Annotated in this window: 15 protein-coding genes and 1 tRNA gene; 7 read left to right on the top strand and 9 right to left on the bottom strand. The window is 39.3% G+C overall.

The genetic code is table 11. The annotated features are described in order from the left end of the window. Window positions 1-101 precede the first annotated feature (101 nt). The 3 genes from QM382_RS07305 (at window position 102) to QM382_RS07295 (ending at window position 1,420) form a co-directional block, all read left to right on the top strand. Window positions 102-174: transfer RNA gene (locus QM382_RS07305), tRNA-Lys, on the top strand. 95 nt (window positions 175-269) lie between these two features. Continuing rightward, a complete protein-coding gene (locus tag QM382_RS07300) occupies window positions 270-686 on the top strand; it encodes a helix-turn-helix domain-containing protein (protein WP_225305933.1) in 417 nt (138 codons plus the stop codon). A gap of 218 nt (window positions 687-904) precedes the next feature. Further along, entirely contained in the window at window positions 905-1,420 is a 516-nt protein-coding gene (locus QM382_RS07295) for an HdeD family acid-resistance protein (RefSeq protein ID WP_006150850.1), read from the top strand. A gap of 704 nt (window positions 1,421-2,124) precedes the next feature. On the opposite strand, the gene QM382_RS07290 is transcribed toward QM382_RS07295, so the two are convergent. The 3 genes from QM382_RS07290 to QM382_RS07280 all read right to left on the bottom strand — a co-directional run bounded on the left by QM382_RS07290 (window position 2,125) and on the right by QM382_RS07280 (window position 5,617). After that, window positions 2,125-2,469: a lipopolysaccharide assembly protein LapA domain-containing protein gene (locus tag QM382_RS07290; RefSeq protein WP_004250751.1), complete on the bottom strand. Its 345-nt coding sequence runs from the start codon at window positions 2,467-2,469 to the stop codon at window positions 2,125-2,127. Window positions 2,470-3,229: 760 nt separating this feature from the next. Beyond that, the gene (locus QM382_RS07285; RefSeq protein ID WP_414272882.1) at window positions 3,230-4,318 is read right to left on the bottom strand and encodes an AI-2E family transporter; all 1,089 of its coding nucleotides are present in this window, start codon (window positions 4,316-4,318) and stop codon (window positions 3,230-3,232) included. Window positions 4,319-4,327: 9 nt separating this feature from the next. Beyond that, a complete protein-coding gene (locus QM382_RS07280; protein ID WP_414269449.1) occupies window positions 4,328-5,617 on the bottom strand; it encodes a DUF308 domain-containing protein in 1,290 nt (429 codons plus the stop codon). Between the two features lie 649 nt (window positions 5,618-6,266). Here QM382_RS07280 and QM382_RS07275 point away from each other — a divergent pair. From QM382_RS07275 to QM382_RS07260, 4 genes are all read left to right on the top strand, one after another. Continuing rightward, window positions 6,267-6,698: an Rrf2 family transcriptional regulator gene (locus QM382_RS07275; RefSeq protein WP_060955225.1), complete on the top strand. Its 432-nt coding sequence runs from the start codon at window positions 6,267-6,269 to the stop codon at window positions 6,696-6,698. A 77-nt stretch (window positions 6,699-6,775) separates the two neighbouring features. Continuing rightward, complete coding sequence (locus tag QM382_RS07270; RefSeq protein ID WP_060955224.1) at window positions 6,776-7,780, top strand: NADP-dependent oxidoreductase; 1,005 nt, start codon at window positions 6,776-6,778, stop codon at window positions 7,778-7,780. A 13-nt stretch (window positions 7,781-7,793) separates the two neighbouring features. Beyond that, a complete protein-coding gene (locus QM382_RS07265; protein WP_060955223.1) occupies window positions 7,794-8,630 on the top strand; it encodes an alpha/beta fold hydrolase in 837 nt (278 codons plus the stop codon). Window position 8,631: 1 nt separating this feature from the next. After that, window positions 8,632-9,510, top strand: coding sequence for an SDR family NAD(P)-dependent oxidoreductase (locus tag QM382_RS07260; RefSeq protein ID WP_250307650.1), 879 nt, complete (start codon window positions 8,632-8,634; stop codon window positions 9,508-9,510). Between the two features lie 281 nt (window positions 9,511-9,791). Here the strand turns inward: QM382_RS07260 and QM382_RS07255 are convergent, their stop codons facing one another. The 6 genes from QM382_RS07255 to QM382_RS07230 all read right to left on the bottom strand — a co-directional run bounded on the left by QM382_RS07255 (window position 9,792) and on the right by QM382_RS07230 (window position 14,313). Next, window positions 9,792-10,355, bottom strand: a complete 564-nt coding sequence (locus QM382_RS07255) for an ABC transporter substrate-binding protein (protein ID WP_414272881.1) — start codon at window positions 10,353-10,355, stop codon at window positions 9,792-9,794. 186 nt (window positions 10,356-10,541) lie between these two features. Continuing rightward, window positions 10,542-11,579, bottom strand: coding sequence for a tRNA preQ1(34) S-adenosylmethionine ribosyltransferase-isomerase QueA (queA, locus tag QM382_RS07250; RefSeq protein WP_142558730.1), 1,038 nt, complete (start codon window positions 11,577-11,579; stop codon window positions 10,542-10,544). A 28-nt stretch (window positions 11,580-11,607) separates the two neighbouring features. Continuing rightward, window positions 11,608-12,516, bottom strand: a complete 909-nt coding sequence (locus tag QM382_RS07245) for a LysR family transcriptional regulator (RefSeq protein ID WP_004250738.1) — start codon at window positions 12,514-12,516, stop codon at window positions 11,608-11,610. A 141-nt stretch (window positions 12,517-12,657) separates the two neighbouring features. Then, entirely contained in the window at window positions 12,658-12,888 is a 231-nt protein-coding gene (locus QM382_RS07240; protein ID WP_006149365.1) for a GlsB/YeaQ/YmgE family stress response membrane protein, read from the bottom strand. Between the two features lie 9 nt (window positions 12,889-12,897). Further along, complete coding sequence (locus QM382_RS07235) at window positions 12,898-14,139, bottom strand: aminopeptidase (protein ID WP_414272880.1); 1,242 nt, start codon at window positions 14,137-14,139, stop codon at window positions 12,898-12,900. 21 nt (window positions 14,140-14,160) lie between these two features. After that, complete coding sequence (locus QM382_RS07230; protein ID WP_049530728.1) at window positions 14,161-14,313, bottom strand: hypothetical protein; 153 nt, start codon at window positions 14,311-14,313, stop codon at window positions 14,161-14,163. Window positions 14,314-14,323: the final 10 nt, after the last annotated feature.

Here is a 14,323-nt window from a genome sequence, read left to right as displayed (position 1 = left end):
TCACACGGAAACAGCTTCAGTTAGAGCGAGTTGCCCACCTGCTTAATTGCGCGGGTTCAATACAAACCGTGAAGTTTCGGCACCAATACAGCTTTTTATTTGCCTCCTTAGCTCAGTTGGTAGAGCAGTAGACTCTTAATCTATGGGTCACAGGTTCGAGCCCTGTAGGGGGCATCTAAATCAACAGGAAAAAGCCTTGATTTATAAGGCTTTTTTGCTTGTCTATAACTGATTTGCCCCATCATTTGCCCCACATTTTTTTATGAGCAATCTTTCCAGACATCTCTGATTACGAAAAACAAAAAAGCTATCCTACCTTTGCAAATTTGGATAAGATAGCAGAATATTTTAATGCAACTCCAACCCAACTATTTGGAACGAGTAAAGAGATTGAGTTAGAAAAGAGTGTTCTTGAATCTAATGAATACTCTGATAAAGTAAGTGAGATTTTAAAAGCTGTCAAATACATCGAAGATTTTCTAGAAACTGATGGACAGTACTTAGAGGATTTACTTTACTTAACAAGAGGCAACCAACTATACACAGAAGATGGAGATGAGTTGTATATTGATCCAACTTCTCAGAAAAGAACACTTCATAACCAATATGAACCTGGTTTTATTGAAGCAAGGGATAAATCTCCACTAGAACTCTTAATTGAAAATAAGGAATTGTTTGATAAATAGAAAAAGCGAGGATAACCTCGCTTCAGATTGAAGTTAAAATCTTTAGAAGACACTTTTATAAGGACTTTGTCTTCAATCTGTGAAAAGGAGTGAAAACTCCTTTTCTTTTTGTAAGTCAGACTGAAACTTCCAAATTGTTTATTTATTTTATTGACATTTTCTATAAAAATAAGTATAATAGTTTTATTAGCAAACTATACTATATAGGGGGTATTGAAATGAAATTTTCTAATCGTTTACTGCTATTCCTTGCAGGAGTTGTTTTTGTCCTTTTAGGACTTTTCCTATTTACAAACCCAGTAGCTAATCTTGTTGCTTACAGCTGGTGGATTTCATTTGGTTTACTGGTTTCTTCTATAGCAGCTATTTTAGGCTATTTCTCTGCACCAAAAGAGCTTCGCTCACCTGTTTATCTTTTCCAAGGATTTGTTAGTCTTCTCTTAGCTCTTTACCTCGTTGCTTATGGCTTTGTGACCCTGCCGGTCGTCATTCCGACCATTGTAGGAATTTGGTTAATTGTAGAAGCCATTATTGCTTTCTTTAAAGGCAATCGTCTAAGATTGATTTTCCCTATTATTGGTAGCAATATCACGTGGGTAGCCTTGCTTGAATTTTTACTAGGTCTAGTGATTCTGTTCAATCCAGTGGCTACAGGTGTCTTTGTCGTTTATGTCATTGCCTTTTCAGTTTTAGTTACTGGCTTCACCTACATTATTGAGGCCTTTCGTAAATAGTCTAGTTGCTATTTCTATCGCATTCAAAAAAGCTGGGAAATCATATTCTCAGCTTTTTTGTCTCTTTAATTATCACTTTTTCGCATTCCATTCTGCGTAGAAATTTGTTTTTCCATTTTATCCTCCGATTTGAACTCGCACTGACATTTATTTATAACAACACTATATATCTAGTATGGCATAATCATTAGGTATTATAGATTTTCAAACCAAATAGGAAACCTCTATGAGTCATTCGTTATTTTTGCCCCATTTTTAAATTCTGACATTGAAAATACCTAAAAGTATTTCCCTAAAATCAGCTATATTTCAACATTTTTGTTTATTTTCAATATGAAAAGTTCTTACAAATTCATGTCGTTATCCTGAGAATAGTTAGAATAAATTAAAATAAGGTCTTTATCTAACACGAAAGCCACATATGTTTATTTTTCATTAACTTGTGTAATGAAAAATAACTGAAAATCTTTTGCATCTTTCTGAGTCGGAAAGTCAATTATAATATTGTCCAACGCAGTACCAAACCACCTATTTGCCGACCTTTTTCTATTGCTTTTACAGATAGGAGTATTCTTCCCTTAGCCAGCCAACGGTTTATCGACTTCATCCTTGCTAATAAACACCTGCTCTGTTAAGACGGGACACTCTTATCCCAAAAAAGTTCCAAAGTCTCACCTGACTCTGGAACTTTTTGATTTCTACACTTATTGTTTGGCTTCCTGTTTTAATTGTTGCACCTGTTCCTCGTACTGGACAAGCTCCTTGTCTTTTATATTGATAGTCGCTTCTGCTTCAGCAATGCGGCTTCTCAGATCTTGAGTCTTGCTATGGTGATAGCTAATACCAATAACACTACCAGCAATGATTCCGATTACTAGACAAGTAAAAATCACCAAAATCAAGGAAGCAGATAGTTGTGTAAAGACAAGACTGACAGTTACTGTTTGACGATTGAGCAGACCAAAGCAGATCACAATGACTAATAAGATCAAACCGCCAATTAGATAAGCCTTATCTTTCAGTGACAATTCATTAAATTTTTTTAGCATAAGTTCCTTTTCTCCTGACTATGTTGATAGAAAACTACACAACATTTAGATATTAACCGAAGCCATTCTACCAGAAAAATTCGATACTGTCAATAATTATTTGATTAACACTCCGTAACTCTACTTGAGTATTTACACATAATTATTGACAGTATCCCGATTTGATCTCGCACTGACATTTATTTATAACAACACTATATATCTAGTATAGCATAATCATTAGGTATTATAGGTTTTCAAACCAAATAGGAAACCTATATGAGTCATTCGTTATTTTTGCCCCACTTTTGCCCCATTTTTAAATCCTGACATTGAAAATACCTAAAAGTATTTCCCTAAAATCAGCTATATTTCAACATTTTTGTTTATTTTCAATATGAAAAGTTCTTACAAATTCATGCAGGGGGCATCTAAACAACAGGAAAAAGCCTTGATTTCAAGGCTTTTTTGATGTCAAATAACTTTTTGTAGCAAATCATTATAAAGGTTTTCCAACCTTATCAAACTTATCATTTATTCTCAATCAATTGCTAGCAATATTTGATAAGACCAACTGTTTTTTACAGTACAGAGCTAGTCTATAATTAACTAAACTATACTAATTTGTGCCCATATTACATGGCCAATCCGCATAGAGATTAAAATGGGCTATTATGAATTCATAAATTTTCGCAACAGAACAAGAGCAAGTCATTTAGAAATAAAAGAGAAGAGAATCTTTCACTCTCTTCTTAGTATATCTTATTAAATTCAGTCTTTCTCAATCTACCTGATTTTCCTTTGCAACGACAAATTCTTTAACCAATCGATAGATAACAGCAAATATGGGTGTAAAGAATATCATCCCAAGTAAGCCAAAGAGATTGCCTCCAATACTAGCAGCCGCAAGCGTGAAAAGGGCTGGCAAACCAATAGACTGACCTACAACTCTAGGATAAATAAGGTTTCCTTCAATCAGCTGTATAACTTGATATAGAAGAAGAGAAAGTAAGGCTTGAGTAGGACTCACTGTGAAGATAAAAATCGCTCCCACAACACAAGCAATCATAGGCCCTACATAAGGAATGAACGATAGCACTCCTGCAAAGATACCTGTCATTACTCCATAGGGTATCCCAAACACGCTGTAACCAACCGCTATCATAACTCCTATGATAACTGCTTCAATCAGCTGACTCATCAAAAATTGGTCATAAGTCTCTAGTGCTACTTGTCCAATGTAAGTCAACTTTATCACCACCTTCTCTGGAAGAAAAACTTTTAGAAGTCGACTCGTCATCGCTGCCAAATGTTCCTTACTGGATAAAAATAAAAAGGTGAAGACTATAATCAAAAAGGCATTCATCAAACTTGAAAAAATATTGCCGATATTACTAGTCAGACCTGATAAAAAACCTATCAAAGCTTGGCTAATAGAGCTAGACTGTCCCTGAATTCCTGATACGATAGTTGACAACATGTCTTTGGTTACAAATTCCGAGCTGCCTAGCAATTTCCCAAGTTGAGTAAGGACTGTTGAAAGGACTGTTCCCAGCTGACTAATAGTCTGGGCTAGGGTTGGCAGCACCAAAACCAAAAGAGCAATCACGATTAAGATAAGAGCTAGGAAAACAAGTACCATGGCAATCGGACGACGCAACTCTGCCTTTACCTTCAATTTAACTAAGTACTGTTCAATTTTTTTCATGGGAACATTGAGCACAAAAGCAATAACAGCACCATAAATCAAGGTTGATATTACATCAAAGAGAGAGATTGCTCCTGATATAAAGCTCGATGCATTCAGAATTACAAGAGCAACCAGCCCTATAAAAAGGATTAACGGGGTGTATTTTCTAACTAACTTCATAAATTCTCCTTAATAAACATGTTTAGATACGACTATACTATTTGGTTTTTCAAACTCTCGGTCAAGGTAGGCTTGATAAGTTCCTGGTGCGATAAATCCTTTTGGTGAGAGGATATCTGTTCCAGCTTGACCGACTATGGTATCAGCCAAGAGCACACAGTTTGTGGACAAGACAAAGTAGGATTTAAACTTAGATTTGATAAATTTATAAAGTTCCCCATCCGTCTCATGTCTGATTTTATAAGCGTAGGTGTAGTCTTCCTTACCATCTTCCGTTTTAATTTTATCTGCGCTTGGCTCCCAAGGAATCGTTAGTTGTTTTAATTCAGCTAATTTTTCCTGAACCGCTTCTTCCATTTCCGGTGTCAAATCTATTCCGTAACCAAATAGCGTTTTTTGACTCTCCCGTTTACATAAGTCAATGTACTTATCACGGTCGCAAAAATATAAAACACCATCTCCAACCATACCAAATAAGGTCTCAGATGACGGATCATAGTTTCCATAAGAAATCACACGTCCTTGATAACAAAGGTCCACATGACCAATAGCTGAAAATAGAGAAGTCTCCGCTGTATGAACGAAAATTTCAAGATCTGCTGTCTTACCAAACTTCACCATTCCAAGATGGATATCCTCTCTCTCATCAGCATTTTCCTGCATGAATTTGTTGATTTTTGCTAAAGTACTTGCAGGGATGAGAGCGGCTAGGACAATAGGTAAGCTCATTCTTACACGACGTTTGAGATGGTTTTTCCCAATTTCCCCCTCAAACAAGAAACCGTCACGGATATTGGACACACCATAAAGGAAAAAATAAGCCCCTAAAACAAAGAGTTGAAAGACAGAATTTCCCGTAGAGGACAAAAGACTAGTCCCACCAAGAAAAACTAGTACGAGACCATCTAGTAAGAAACGAAAACGAGGTCGAATTTTGTTTTTGCGGTAGAGAACATAGGTGACAAGGTTGATACTAGCATGAAAAATCTGAGAAATTCCAATCACAAGAGCCAAAATATAAATTGGCACATCAGTAGCAAGATTCGAGCCTAGCAAATATCCCATCACTAACAATTTAACCAGTGCAACTCCCAAGGTGTCCGTTGACTGACTTTTTTTGAAAATACGTAATACTAAATCTAAGACCGTTGCTATCCAAGCTAAAAACAGAACCAGTCGAATAACCGTCACTGGCAACCAAGTTCCCGTGACCATCAAGATAAGACCTAGCAGAACAAACAAGAAACCCTGAACAAGTAATTTCTTACCTGTCAGACCTAAAGAAAGAATTTTTTCCATAAAAGACCTTTCAAAAATAATAATTAAGCCCTTTGATCAAATTGACTGGTAAATAGCTGACGGCACAAACAGCCTGTGCCAGCAAGACATGGCGACTGACTGTAGCAATGTCACCATCTTGTCTTTTGCACTTCTGAAATTTGTTTTATTGAGTCGAAATCAGAGCTTATAAAAACTAGCTAAACTCGAGAGATAAGTACAATTGAGACGAAAAAATGTCTAACCAATACTACTTGTAAAGGTAAGAAAATATTATTTCTATTCTATTAATGATTTATATACTATCTATTGTGACACAAAACTCACTATAGTTCAACATTTTACTAATTAAAAATCATAAAAGAAGTTTCAAGTCCTCATAACGCTTTGAAAAGAACAAAAAAACGGAATGAAATAACATATAATTAGATTATTAAACAAAGTTTACTAGGCACAAACTAAGATATGTTTGATCAAGCAGAGAGGGGAGATGCTGTTTCTTTAAAACAAGTTTATCTCACTATTTTTTATGAACTGCCTTTCCAGACATCTCTAATCTGATGACACTCTTCAAAAATATTTTAAAAATTTAAAACAAAAGTCTTGCTTTTCATTTTATTTGTGATATACTTGTTCTCGTATTAGATACAAGTTATCCAAAGGAGTTTATATGGATACAAAATTTTCAGTAGCCTTACATATCCTAACCATGATTAGCGAGAGCAAGGATACCTTAAGTTCACAAGCTCTGGCTGAGAGCGTCGGAACCAACGCTAGTTATATTCGTAAGGTGATTGCCTTATTGAAAAACGCTGGCTTAATTACTTCCCATCAAGGAAAAACAGGCTATCAACTCAGTAAGTCCCCAAAGGAAGTGACCTTACTTGAGATTTATTTTTCCACACAAGAAGTCAACCACATCAGCTTATTTCCCGTTCACCAAAATAGCAATCCGGATTGCCCAGTAGGGAAACATATTCAAGCTGCCATTTCGCCACTATTTGCTAGCGCTGAAGCTCAACTTGATAAGGAACTAGCCCAGCAAACCTTAGAAGATGTCATTAACAATCTTTATAAAGATGCCAAACAAAAACGAAACTGATTTGCATGCAGATCAGTTTTAAAAAGACTATGCTTGTATCTCTATCGGATACAACAAAAAATAGAAAAGGGTAGACAATGAAAGTCGCACAACATACTACTTATAACAAAAACAATATCACACTAAACATCACAGAAATCGCAAAACCAAGCATCACAGACAAAGAAGTTTTGGTCAAAGTCACCGCAGCTGGTGTTAATCCTCTGGATAACATGATTTCCCGTGGTGAAGTAAAGGTGATCGTCCCTTACAAACTTCCACAAACTGCTGGAAATGAAGTGGTCGGTATCATTGAAGAGACAGGTAGACAAGTCAAAAATCTCAAAGTCGGAGACCGAGTTTTTGGGCGTTTACCACTTAATCATATTGGTGCCTTTGCAGAATACGTAGCTGTCGATAGTCAGGCTCTAGCCAAGGTTCCAGACTATCTGTCTGACGAGGAAGCCGCTGCTGTTCCTTTGACTGCCTTAACCATTATGCAAGCCTTAGAACTCATGGGGGCTCAAGCTGGCAAAACCATCTTTATCTCTGGTGGTACAGGCGGTGTCGGCGGTATGGCCATTCCGATTGCTAAGGCTAAAGGTTTGAAGGTCATTACCAATGGGGCTGGAGATAGCGCTGAGCGTGTATTGAACCTAGGAGCAGACCGCTTTATCGATTATAAAACAGAGGATTATACAAAAACTGTTAGCCAGGTTGATTATGTCCTCGATACCCTTGGTGGCGCTGAGACTGAAAAACAAATGTCTATCATGAAAAAAGGTGGTCAGCTTGTTTCCCTCCGTGCTATGCCAAATGGTGACTTTGCCAAACGCATGAACCTGCCAAAATGGAAACAGATGATTCTTGGCTTAGCTGGTCGCAAATTTGATAAGATGGCTGACAAATACGGCGTTCACTACCATTTTATCTTTGTGGAAAGCAATGGTGCTCAATTACAAGAGGTAGCTGACCTCTTTAGCAAATTAGAAATCAAGCCATCTATCGATACAGTCTATCCATTTGAAGAAGTGAATAGCGCCTTAGACAAGGTCGCTAATGGTCGCTCACGTGGAAAAACTGTCCTCAGCTTTAAGAAATAAAAAGGAAAAGACAATGTCATATCTTACAACTAAAAATCAATACATCACTGTTGAAGGGAACAAAATTGCCTATCGCGAACTCAGCAAAGGCAAATCAAAACTACCTCTTCTGATGCTGGTCCACTTGGCAGCAACCCTCGACAACTGGGATCCAAAACTTTTGGACTTGATTGCTGAAAAGCACCATGTGATTGTGGTCGACCTTCCTGGTGTGGGAGCCAGTCAAGGAAAAGTGGCCCCAACCATTTCTGGAATGGCTGAGCAGACGATTGCCTTTATTCAATCCCTTGGTTACGATAAAATCAATCTCCTAGGTCTTTCTATGGGAGGGATGATTGCCCAAGAAATGGTCCGAATCAAGCCTGATTTGGTCAATCGTCTCATTATAGCAGGAACAGGACCTCGAGGTGGAAAAGAGATTGATAAGGTCACAGGGAAAACATTTAACTATATGTTTAAAGCTGGACTCGAGCGCATCGATCCTAAACGCTATATCTTCTATAACCATGATGAACAAGGAAAAATCGAAGCTTTGAAAGTTCTCGGACGAATGGGAATGCGAACCAAGGAATTTGCGGACAAAGACATGAGTGTGCCTGGTTTCTTGACTCAACTCAAAGCCATTAAACGTTGGGGGAAAGATTCTCAAGACGACCTAAGATTTATCACCCAACCAACCTTAATCGTCAACGGGGACAAGGATATGCAGGTTCCAACAGAAAATTCTTATGATATGCATGAGAAAATAAAAGATAGTAAGCTGATCATCTATCCAAATGCTGGTCACGGTTCGATCTTCCAATATGCAGAGGAGTTTTCAAAAGAACTCATTGCTTTCTTGGAGGACTAATATGGTCAAAACGATTCTGATTACAGGTGCTACTGACGGTATCGGTAAACATTTGGCAAAGAAATTAGCCAGTGAAGGCCATCAGGTCATCCTCCATGGTCGCAATCCTCAAAAACTTGAGCTGGCGCTTCAAGAGGTTCGGGCCGTTTCCTTGAGAGGCAGAGTTTCGAGCTACTTGGCAGATTTTTCAAAATTAGACGATGTTTATCGATTTGTAGGGGAAATCAAGCGAGACTTTCAAAGGATCGATGTCTTGTTTAACAATGCAGGCCTGTATGCAGGAAAAGAACGAAAAGCGAGTGCTAAAAATGTCGAGTTGACTTTTATGTTATTCGTTCTCGTTCCCTATCTGTTAACAACTGAGCTAAGCCCCTTGTTAGAAAAATCGGCTGACAGCCGTGTCATTAATACTTCTTCCTATATGCATCATTTTGCCAAGGTCAAGGATTTGGACTTTGGATTTGAGAAAGAATACAATCCAGGATTGGCCTACAATAATTCAAAACTTTACACTATTTGGATGACACGCTATCTGGCAAGAGACTTCTTTTTAAGAGGTTCAAACATCACCATCAATGCCTATCATCCTGGTCTTATCTCGACTAACTTAGGGAATAATTCTAGTGATGAAAAGACAAAAAAGTCTCTCTTCGGACGCCTGATGAAGTCTCTCTCGAAAGATCTAGATCAGGGAATCGAAACAGGCTATTATCTCACCTTATCAGAGGAAGTCAGGGGCTTGACTGGCTACTATTTTGATGAAAAGAAAGTCAAGTCTGTATCTGAAAAAGGCTACACATTTGAAAAAGCACAAGATTTAATCAATTACTGCAATGATAAAATTGAGTTGTTTAAACAGAAATATGCTCTGCTTAATTAGAAAAAAATTCTCTTTCCATTTTGCTAGAAAGAGAACTACCAATTCAGGGATAAAGGAATTCGTGTCACGAGCGCCTGCAGTATTGAGCAAGACACTCTTTGGAGCAGCTAAAGCCTCTCCTGTCTTTTGGTCATAATAAACAGCCTGTCCATTGCATTCGCCGATAAAGACACGACGGCGTCATAGAAAAAACACCTTTACCTCTTTCTATTTCCTTTGTTATATTTTAAATTGGTTAGAAAGCAAGGGCGTTTCTACACCCTTACTTCTTACTGGTATTCTTAGTTACGGTAAAACTGGTTATCTTTGTCGCTTACAGATTGACCGATAGACAAGACATCTTGACTGCCATCTGTACCTGTCACTTCGTTTTGGACTCCAGCTGGGGTAAAAATCAGTCGTGCCCCTTGCCCACCACCGACAAGATGAATACCTGTTGAGTAGTAGCCGTCTTTTTCCTCTACTTGCCCCATCTCATAATTAAAGGTTCCTTTTGAACTTTGGATCGTTACAATTCCATCAGATGTAACTGTTGCAGTTGTCCCTGCATAATTTTCCCAAGTTCCCACAAATTTAGCGTAAGCTTCTTGTGAATTTTGCTTATCTTCCTTTTGTTCTGCTTGAGTCGTTTTAGCATCTGACCCACTACTTGCCTCAGACTTCTGCCCCTCTTTTTGGCCTGCTTCTGTTTTACTTGCTGAAGCCGTCGTTACTTGAGTTGTTGTTTCCTTTTGGTTTGAAGCTGAAGTATTCTTGTCAGCATTTCCACCACAAGCAGCTAATGTAATAGCAGCTAACAGGGTCAGTACTGATAGACTTGTATAGCGCAATGTTTTGTTAGTCATAAAAATCTCCTTTGAAATATGTCGTTTAAAGTAGCTAGCCTAGTTTTACATATAATTTTGATGGCTAACTCATTGCTTTCAGTTTATCATTTATTTCGTTTTTATTCAATAGCTACCCTACATAGAAAAAAGGCTCATCCTATTAGGAATTAGCCCTTCTATCTCTAGTCTTTATTTCATTGCTTTTTAGTAGATAAACATGGCATCGCCAAAGCTAAAGAAACGGTATTTCCCATCGATAGCATGTTGGTAGGCTTTGAGGACCAATTCACGGCCTGCAAAAGCTGAGACAAGCATGACCAAGGTAGACTTTGGCAAATGGAAATTAGTAGAAAAAGCATCCACCACCTTCCAGTCATAGCCTGGCTTGATAAAGATATTGGTCCAGCCAGAATCGGCCTGGATTTGGCCGTCAAACTTGCTTCCGATAGTCTCTAGTGTACGGATAGAGGTTGTCCCCACAGCAATGATACGGCCACCATTTTCTTTGACCTGACGCAAGGTCGCTGCAGCTTCCTCAGACAATTGATAAAACTCTGAGTGCATCTCGTGCTCATCCAGATTATCTACTGAAACAGGTCTAAAGGTCCCAAGTCCAACATGCAAGGTCAGGTAGACTAGGTGAACGCCTTTATGCTGGATCTCTTCTAGTAGTTCTTTTGTAAAATGAAGGCCTGCAGTCGGAGCAGCGGCTGAGCCACTCTCCTTGGCATAGACGGTCTGGTAACGTTCACGATCATCCAATTTTTCGTGGATATATGGAGGCAAAGGCATTTCTCCCAGACTTTCAAGTACTTCTAGGAAAATTCCTTCATACTCAAAACGGACAATACGACCGCCATGGGTTAATTCCTCAGTCACGACTGCGCTTAGTCGACCATCACCAAAGACAACACGAGTACCAACCTTGAGACGTTTGGCTGGTTTCGCCAAGACTTCCCACTCGTCTCCTGCTGTGTTTTTCAAAAGCAATAGTTCAACGTGGCCCCCTGTTTCTTCCTTTTGACCATGAAGTCGGGCTGGCAAGACACGGGTATCATTCATAACCAGGGCATCACCTGGCTCTAGCATGTCAATAATGGAGTGAAAGTGGCGATCTTGAAATTCTCCAGTTTTGCGATTAACCATCAAGAGTTTAGAGGCATCGCGCTTTTCCAGAGGAGTCTGAGCAATCAATTCCTCCGGCAAGTGAAAATCAAAATCATTTGTATTTAATGTCGTCATTCTTCTTTTCTCTTCTCATTTATTCAAATTACTTATCAAAGCGAACTTCTTCAAGTAGGTACTCGATGAAGCGTTCACCCATCTTAGACAAGCTAGTTTTCTCATGCTGGATATAAACCAGTTCAATGGGATCATCAATATCAAGTGGAATCGAAACGATATTGTCTCCATTGAGGTTACTATTAAGGATACCAGTCGCGATGGTATAACCGTCCAAACCAATCAAGAGATTGAACAAGGTCGCACGGTCACTAACAACGATGGATTTCTTATGGTGTTCTTGTGACAAAATCTCTTCTGAGAAATAGAAGGAATTATGGGTCCCTTGGTCATAGCTCAAATATGGGAAGTCTTCTAGGTCTGCCAACTGCACCTTGTCTCTCTTAGCAAGAGGGTTGGTCTTGCTGACAAATATATGGGGTTGGGCTGTAAAGAGATGGTGGGCAACGAGATGGTTGTCGTCCAACATCTTCGAAAGAACGTCCCGGTTATAGCTATTTAAAAAGAGAACTCCTACTTCACTTCGGAAGTTCTTGACGTCGTCGATGATCTCCCAAGTTCTGGTTTCACGCAAAAAAAGCTCGTACTTTTCCATATCGCTTTTCTTAAGCAAGGAAACAAAAGCATTGACCACAAAAGCATAGTGCTGCGAAGACACACTAAAAAGCTCGCGATGAGCGATTGGGTTCTTATAGCGTTCTTCTAGAAGTTGCGTTTGCTCGACAACCTGACGGGCATAGGATAGAAACTCCATCCCATCACGTGTGAGGGTAATTCCCTTAGGATTTCGGATAAAAATCTCAATTCCCATCTCATTTTCTAGGTCACGAACGGCATTTGATAGACTCGGTTGTGTAATGAAAAGTTGCTTGGCAGCCTCATTCATCGAACCAGTCTCTACGATTTTGATAATATAGTGTAATTGTTGAATTCTCATGTTTTTATTGTACCATACTTGAGGCAATATAAAAAGGAACAGTCACTGAAAGCCAAGCTAGCCGCATATCAGTCTTTTTACAGCTCATAAAAAAGAGGTTGGAAGATTTCCAACCTCTTTTTCTGTTCTAGCAAGTTAAAACTAGCTGTCTTTTCTCCAAAAGATGGCTAATAAAATCATGGCTCCTAAAACTGATGGGATAATAGCCGTATCAGCTAAGATAGGCCCCCAAGTTCCAAAAAGCATTTGACCCAGGAAAGCACCAATCCAACCCAGGAACATTTTCCCGAAGCATCCCATCCGTTCTCCACGATTGGTGATAGCTCCTGCTAATAGTCCGATCAAAAGACCGACAAACATACTTCCAATCATAGTTTCTCCTTAAATTGCCCAATCTCCATTGCGGAAGAGTGGTACGCGTGTTCCATCCTCACGGATACCATCGATATCCATTTGGTTAGAACCAATCATAAAGTCAACGTGAACGTCTGAACGATTAAGTCCTGCAGCTTCTAGCTCTTCTTCGCTCATCTCTGCTCCACCAACAACGCTCGTTGCATAGGCTGCACCGATAGCCAAGTGATTGGAAGCATTTTCGTCAAAAAGGGTGTTAAAGAAGGTAATACCTGACTGTGAAATTGGGCTTGGATCTGGTACCAAGGCACATTCACCCAAGGCACGCGCACCAGCATTCTTAAAGACGAGGTCCTTCATTACTTGATCACCCTTTTCAGCTGTGATATCAACGATTTGACCATTTTCAAAGGTCACTTTGATGCCTTCGATGATATTTCCGTTGTAGCTGAGAGGTTTTGTAGAAGTGACATAACCATCTGCGCGACGGAAATCAGGGGCTGTAAAGACCTCTTCTGTTGGCATATTTGGCAAGAAACCTTCGCCTTGAGCATTGATCGCTCCGGCAGATTCCCAAACGTGGTTCTTCGGCAAGCCAAGTGTCAAGTCTGTTCCAGGAGCAGTGTAGTGAAGAGCTGAGAATTGTTCTTTGTTGAGTATTTCCGCCTTGCTCTTGAGGATAGCAGCATGTTCTTCCCAAGCCTTAACTGGATCTTCTTCGTAGACACGGCAAGTCTTGAAGATTTGGTCCCAAAGGAGGTCCACTGCTTCTTCGTCGCTCGCAGCATTTGGAAAGACTTTCTTAGCCCACTCAAGTCCAGCAGCGGCTGCTACAGTCCAGCTAACCTTGTTAGATTGAGTTGCGATACGCATTGGCTTCATAGCAATTCCCATTGCTTTAGCAGAAGCTGAGAGCTTTTCAGCATCTACTCCGTTCAATGCACCCGGATCAGAAGAACGAACACCGAGACGACTTGCTTTATTTTCAAGTAGGTAGTTCATCTCAGCAATCTTGTAATCTGGCACATTGTCCAAACGCTCCATCGGCGCGTGAAGGAATTTCTCACGGTTTACAAAGTCATCTGCCCATTGAACGATAACTTCGTGGGCTCCAAGTGCATAGGCTTCTTTGACGATTAAGTGAGCCAACTCGCGTTGCTCCACATCGATAGAGAGAGCTAAGGTATGACCAGGTTGCACGTTCACTCCGTTTGCAACCAATAACTTAGCATATTTTTCTAGATTTTCTTTAAAATTTGGTAAAACCATTCTGTTTTCTCTTTTCTATTTTTATTTTTCTTTCAAAGCAGAAAGTAGCCCTACTAGTGCAATAGTACCTGACAAGAGTGCTGTCGATAGAAGAATTGTCTGATCAGCAAGTTCCAATTGATACTCAAACACCTTCTCAGCTGGCTTGTCTTCCGCAAAAATTCTTAGTTTCATGAAATATCCT

Origin of the sequence: Streptococcus infantis, assembly GCF_047465185.1 — a bacterium.
Lineage (GTDB): Bacteria > Bacillota > Bacilli > Lactobacillales > Streptococcaceae > Streptococcus > Streptococcus infantis_O.
This window is presented reverse-complemented; position numbering and strand designations above follow the sequence as displayed.

Coding starts and splice junctions, on each gene's coding strand:
- QM382_RS07240 (WP_006149365.1), bottom strand. CDS start 12,888: ATGATTGGAAGTATGTTTGTCGGTCTTTTGATCGGACTATTAGCAGGA.
- QM382_RS07255 (WP_414272881.1), bottom strand. CDS start 10,355: ATGACTAACAAAACATTGCGCTATACAAGTCTATCAGTACTGACCCTG.
- QM382_RS07235 (WP_414272880.1), bottom strand. CDS start 14,139: ATGGTTTTACCAAATTTTAAAGAAAATCTAGAAAAATATGCTAAGTTA.
- QM382_RS07245 (WP_004250738.1), bottom strand. CDS start 12,516: ATGAGAATTCAACAATTACACTATATTATCAAAATCGTAGAGACTGGT.
- QM382_RS07290 (WP_004250751.1), bottom strand. CDS start 2,469: ATGCTAAAAAAATTTAATGAATTGTCACTGAAAGATAAGGCTTATCTA.
- QM382_RS07275 (WP_060955225.1), top strand. CDS start 6,267: ATGGATACAAAATTTTCAGTAGCCTTACATATCCTAACCATGATTAGC.
- QM382_RS07280 (WP_414269449.1), bottom strand. CDS start 5,617: ATGGAAAAAATTCTTTCTTTAGGTCTGACAGGTAAGAAATTACTTGTT.
- QM382_RS07295 (WP_006150850.1), top strand. CDS start 905: ATGAAATTTTCTAATCGTTTACTGCTATTCCTTGCAGGAGTTGTTTTT.
- QM382_RS07230 (WP_049530728.1), bottom strand. CDS start 14,313: ATGAAACTAAGAATTTTTGCGGAAGACAAGCCAGCTGAGAAGGTGTTT.
- QM382_RS07265 (WP_060955223.1), top strand. CDS start 7,794: ATGTCATATCTTACAACTAAAAATCAATACATCACTGTTGAAGGGAAC.
- QM382_RS07270 (WP_060955224.1), top strand. CDS start 6,776: ATGAAAGTCGCACAACATACTACTTATAACAAAAACAATATCACACTA.
- QM382_RS07285 (WP_414272882.1), bottom strand. CDS start 4,318: ATGAAGTTAGTTAGAAAATACACCCCGTTAATCCTTTTTATAGGGCTG.
- QM382_RS07260 (WP_250307650.1), top strand. CDS start 8,632: ATGGTCAAAACGATTCTGATTACAGGTGCTACTGACGGTATCGGTAAA.
- queA (WP_142558730.1), bottom strand. CDS start 11,579: ATGACGACATTAAATACAAATGATTTTGATTTTCACTTGCCGGAGGAA.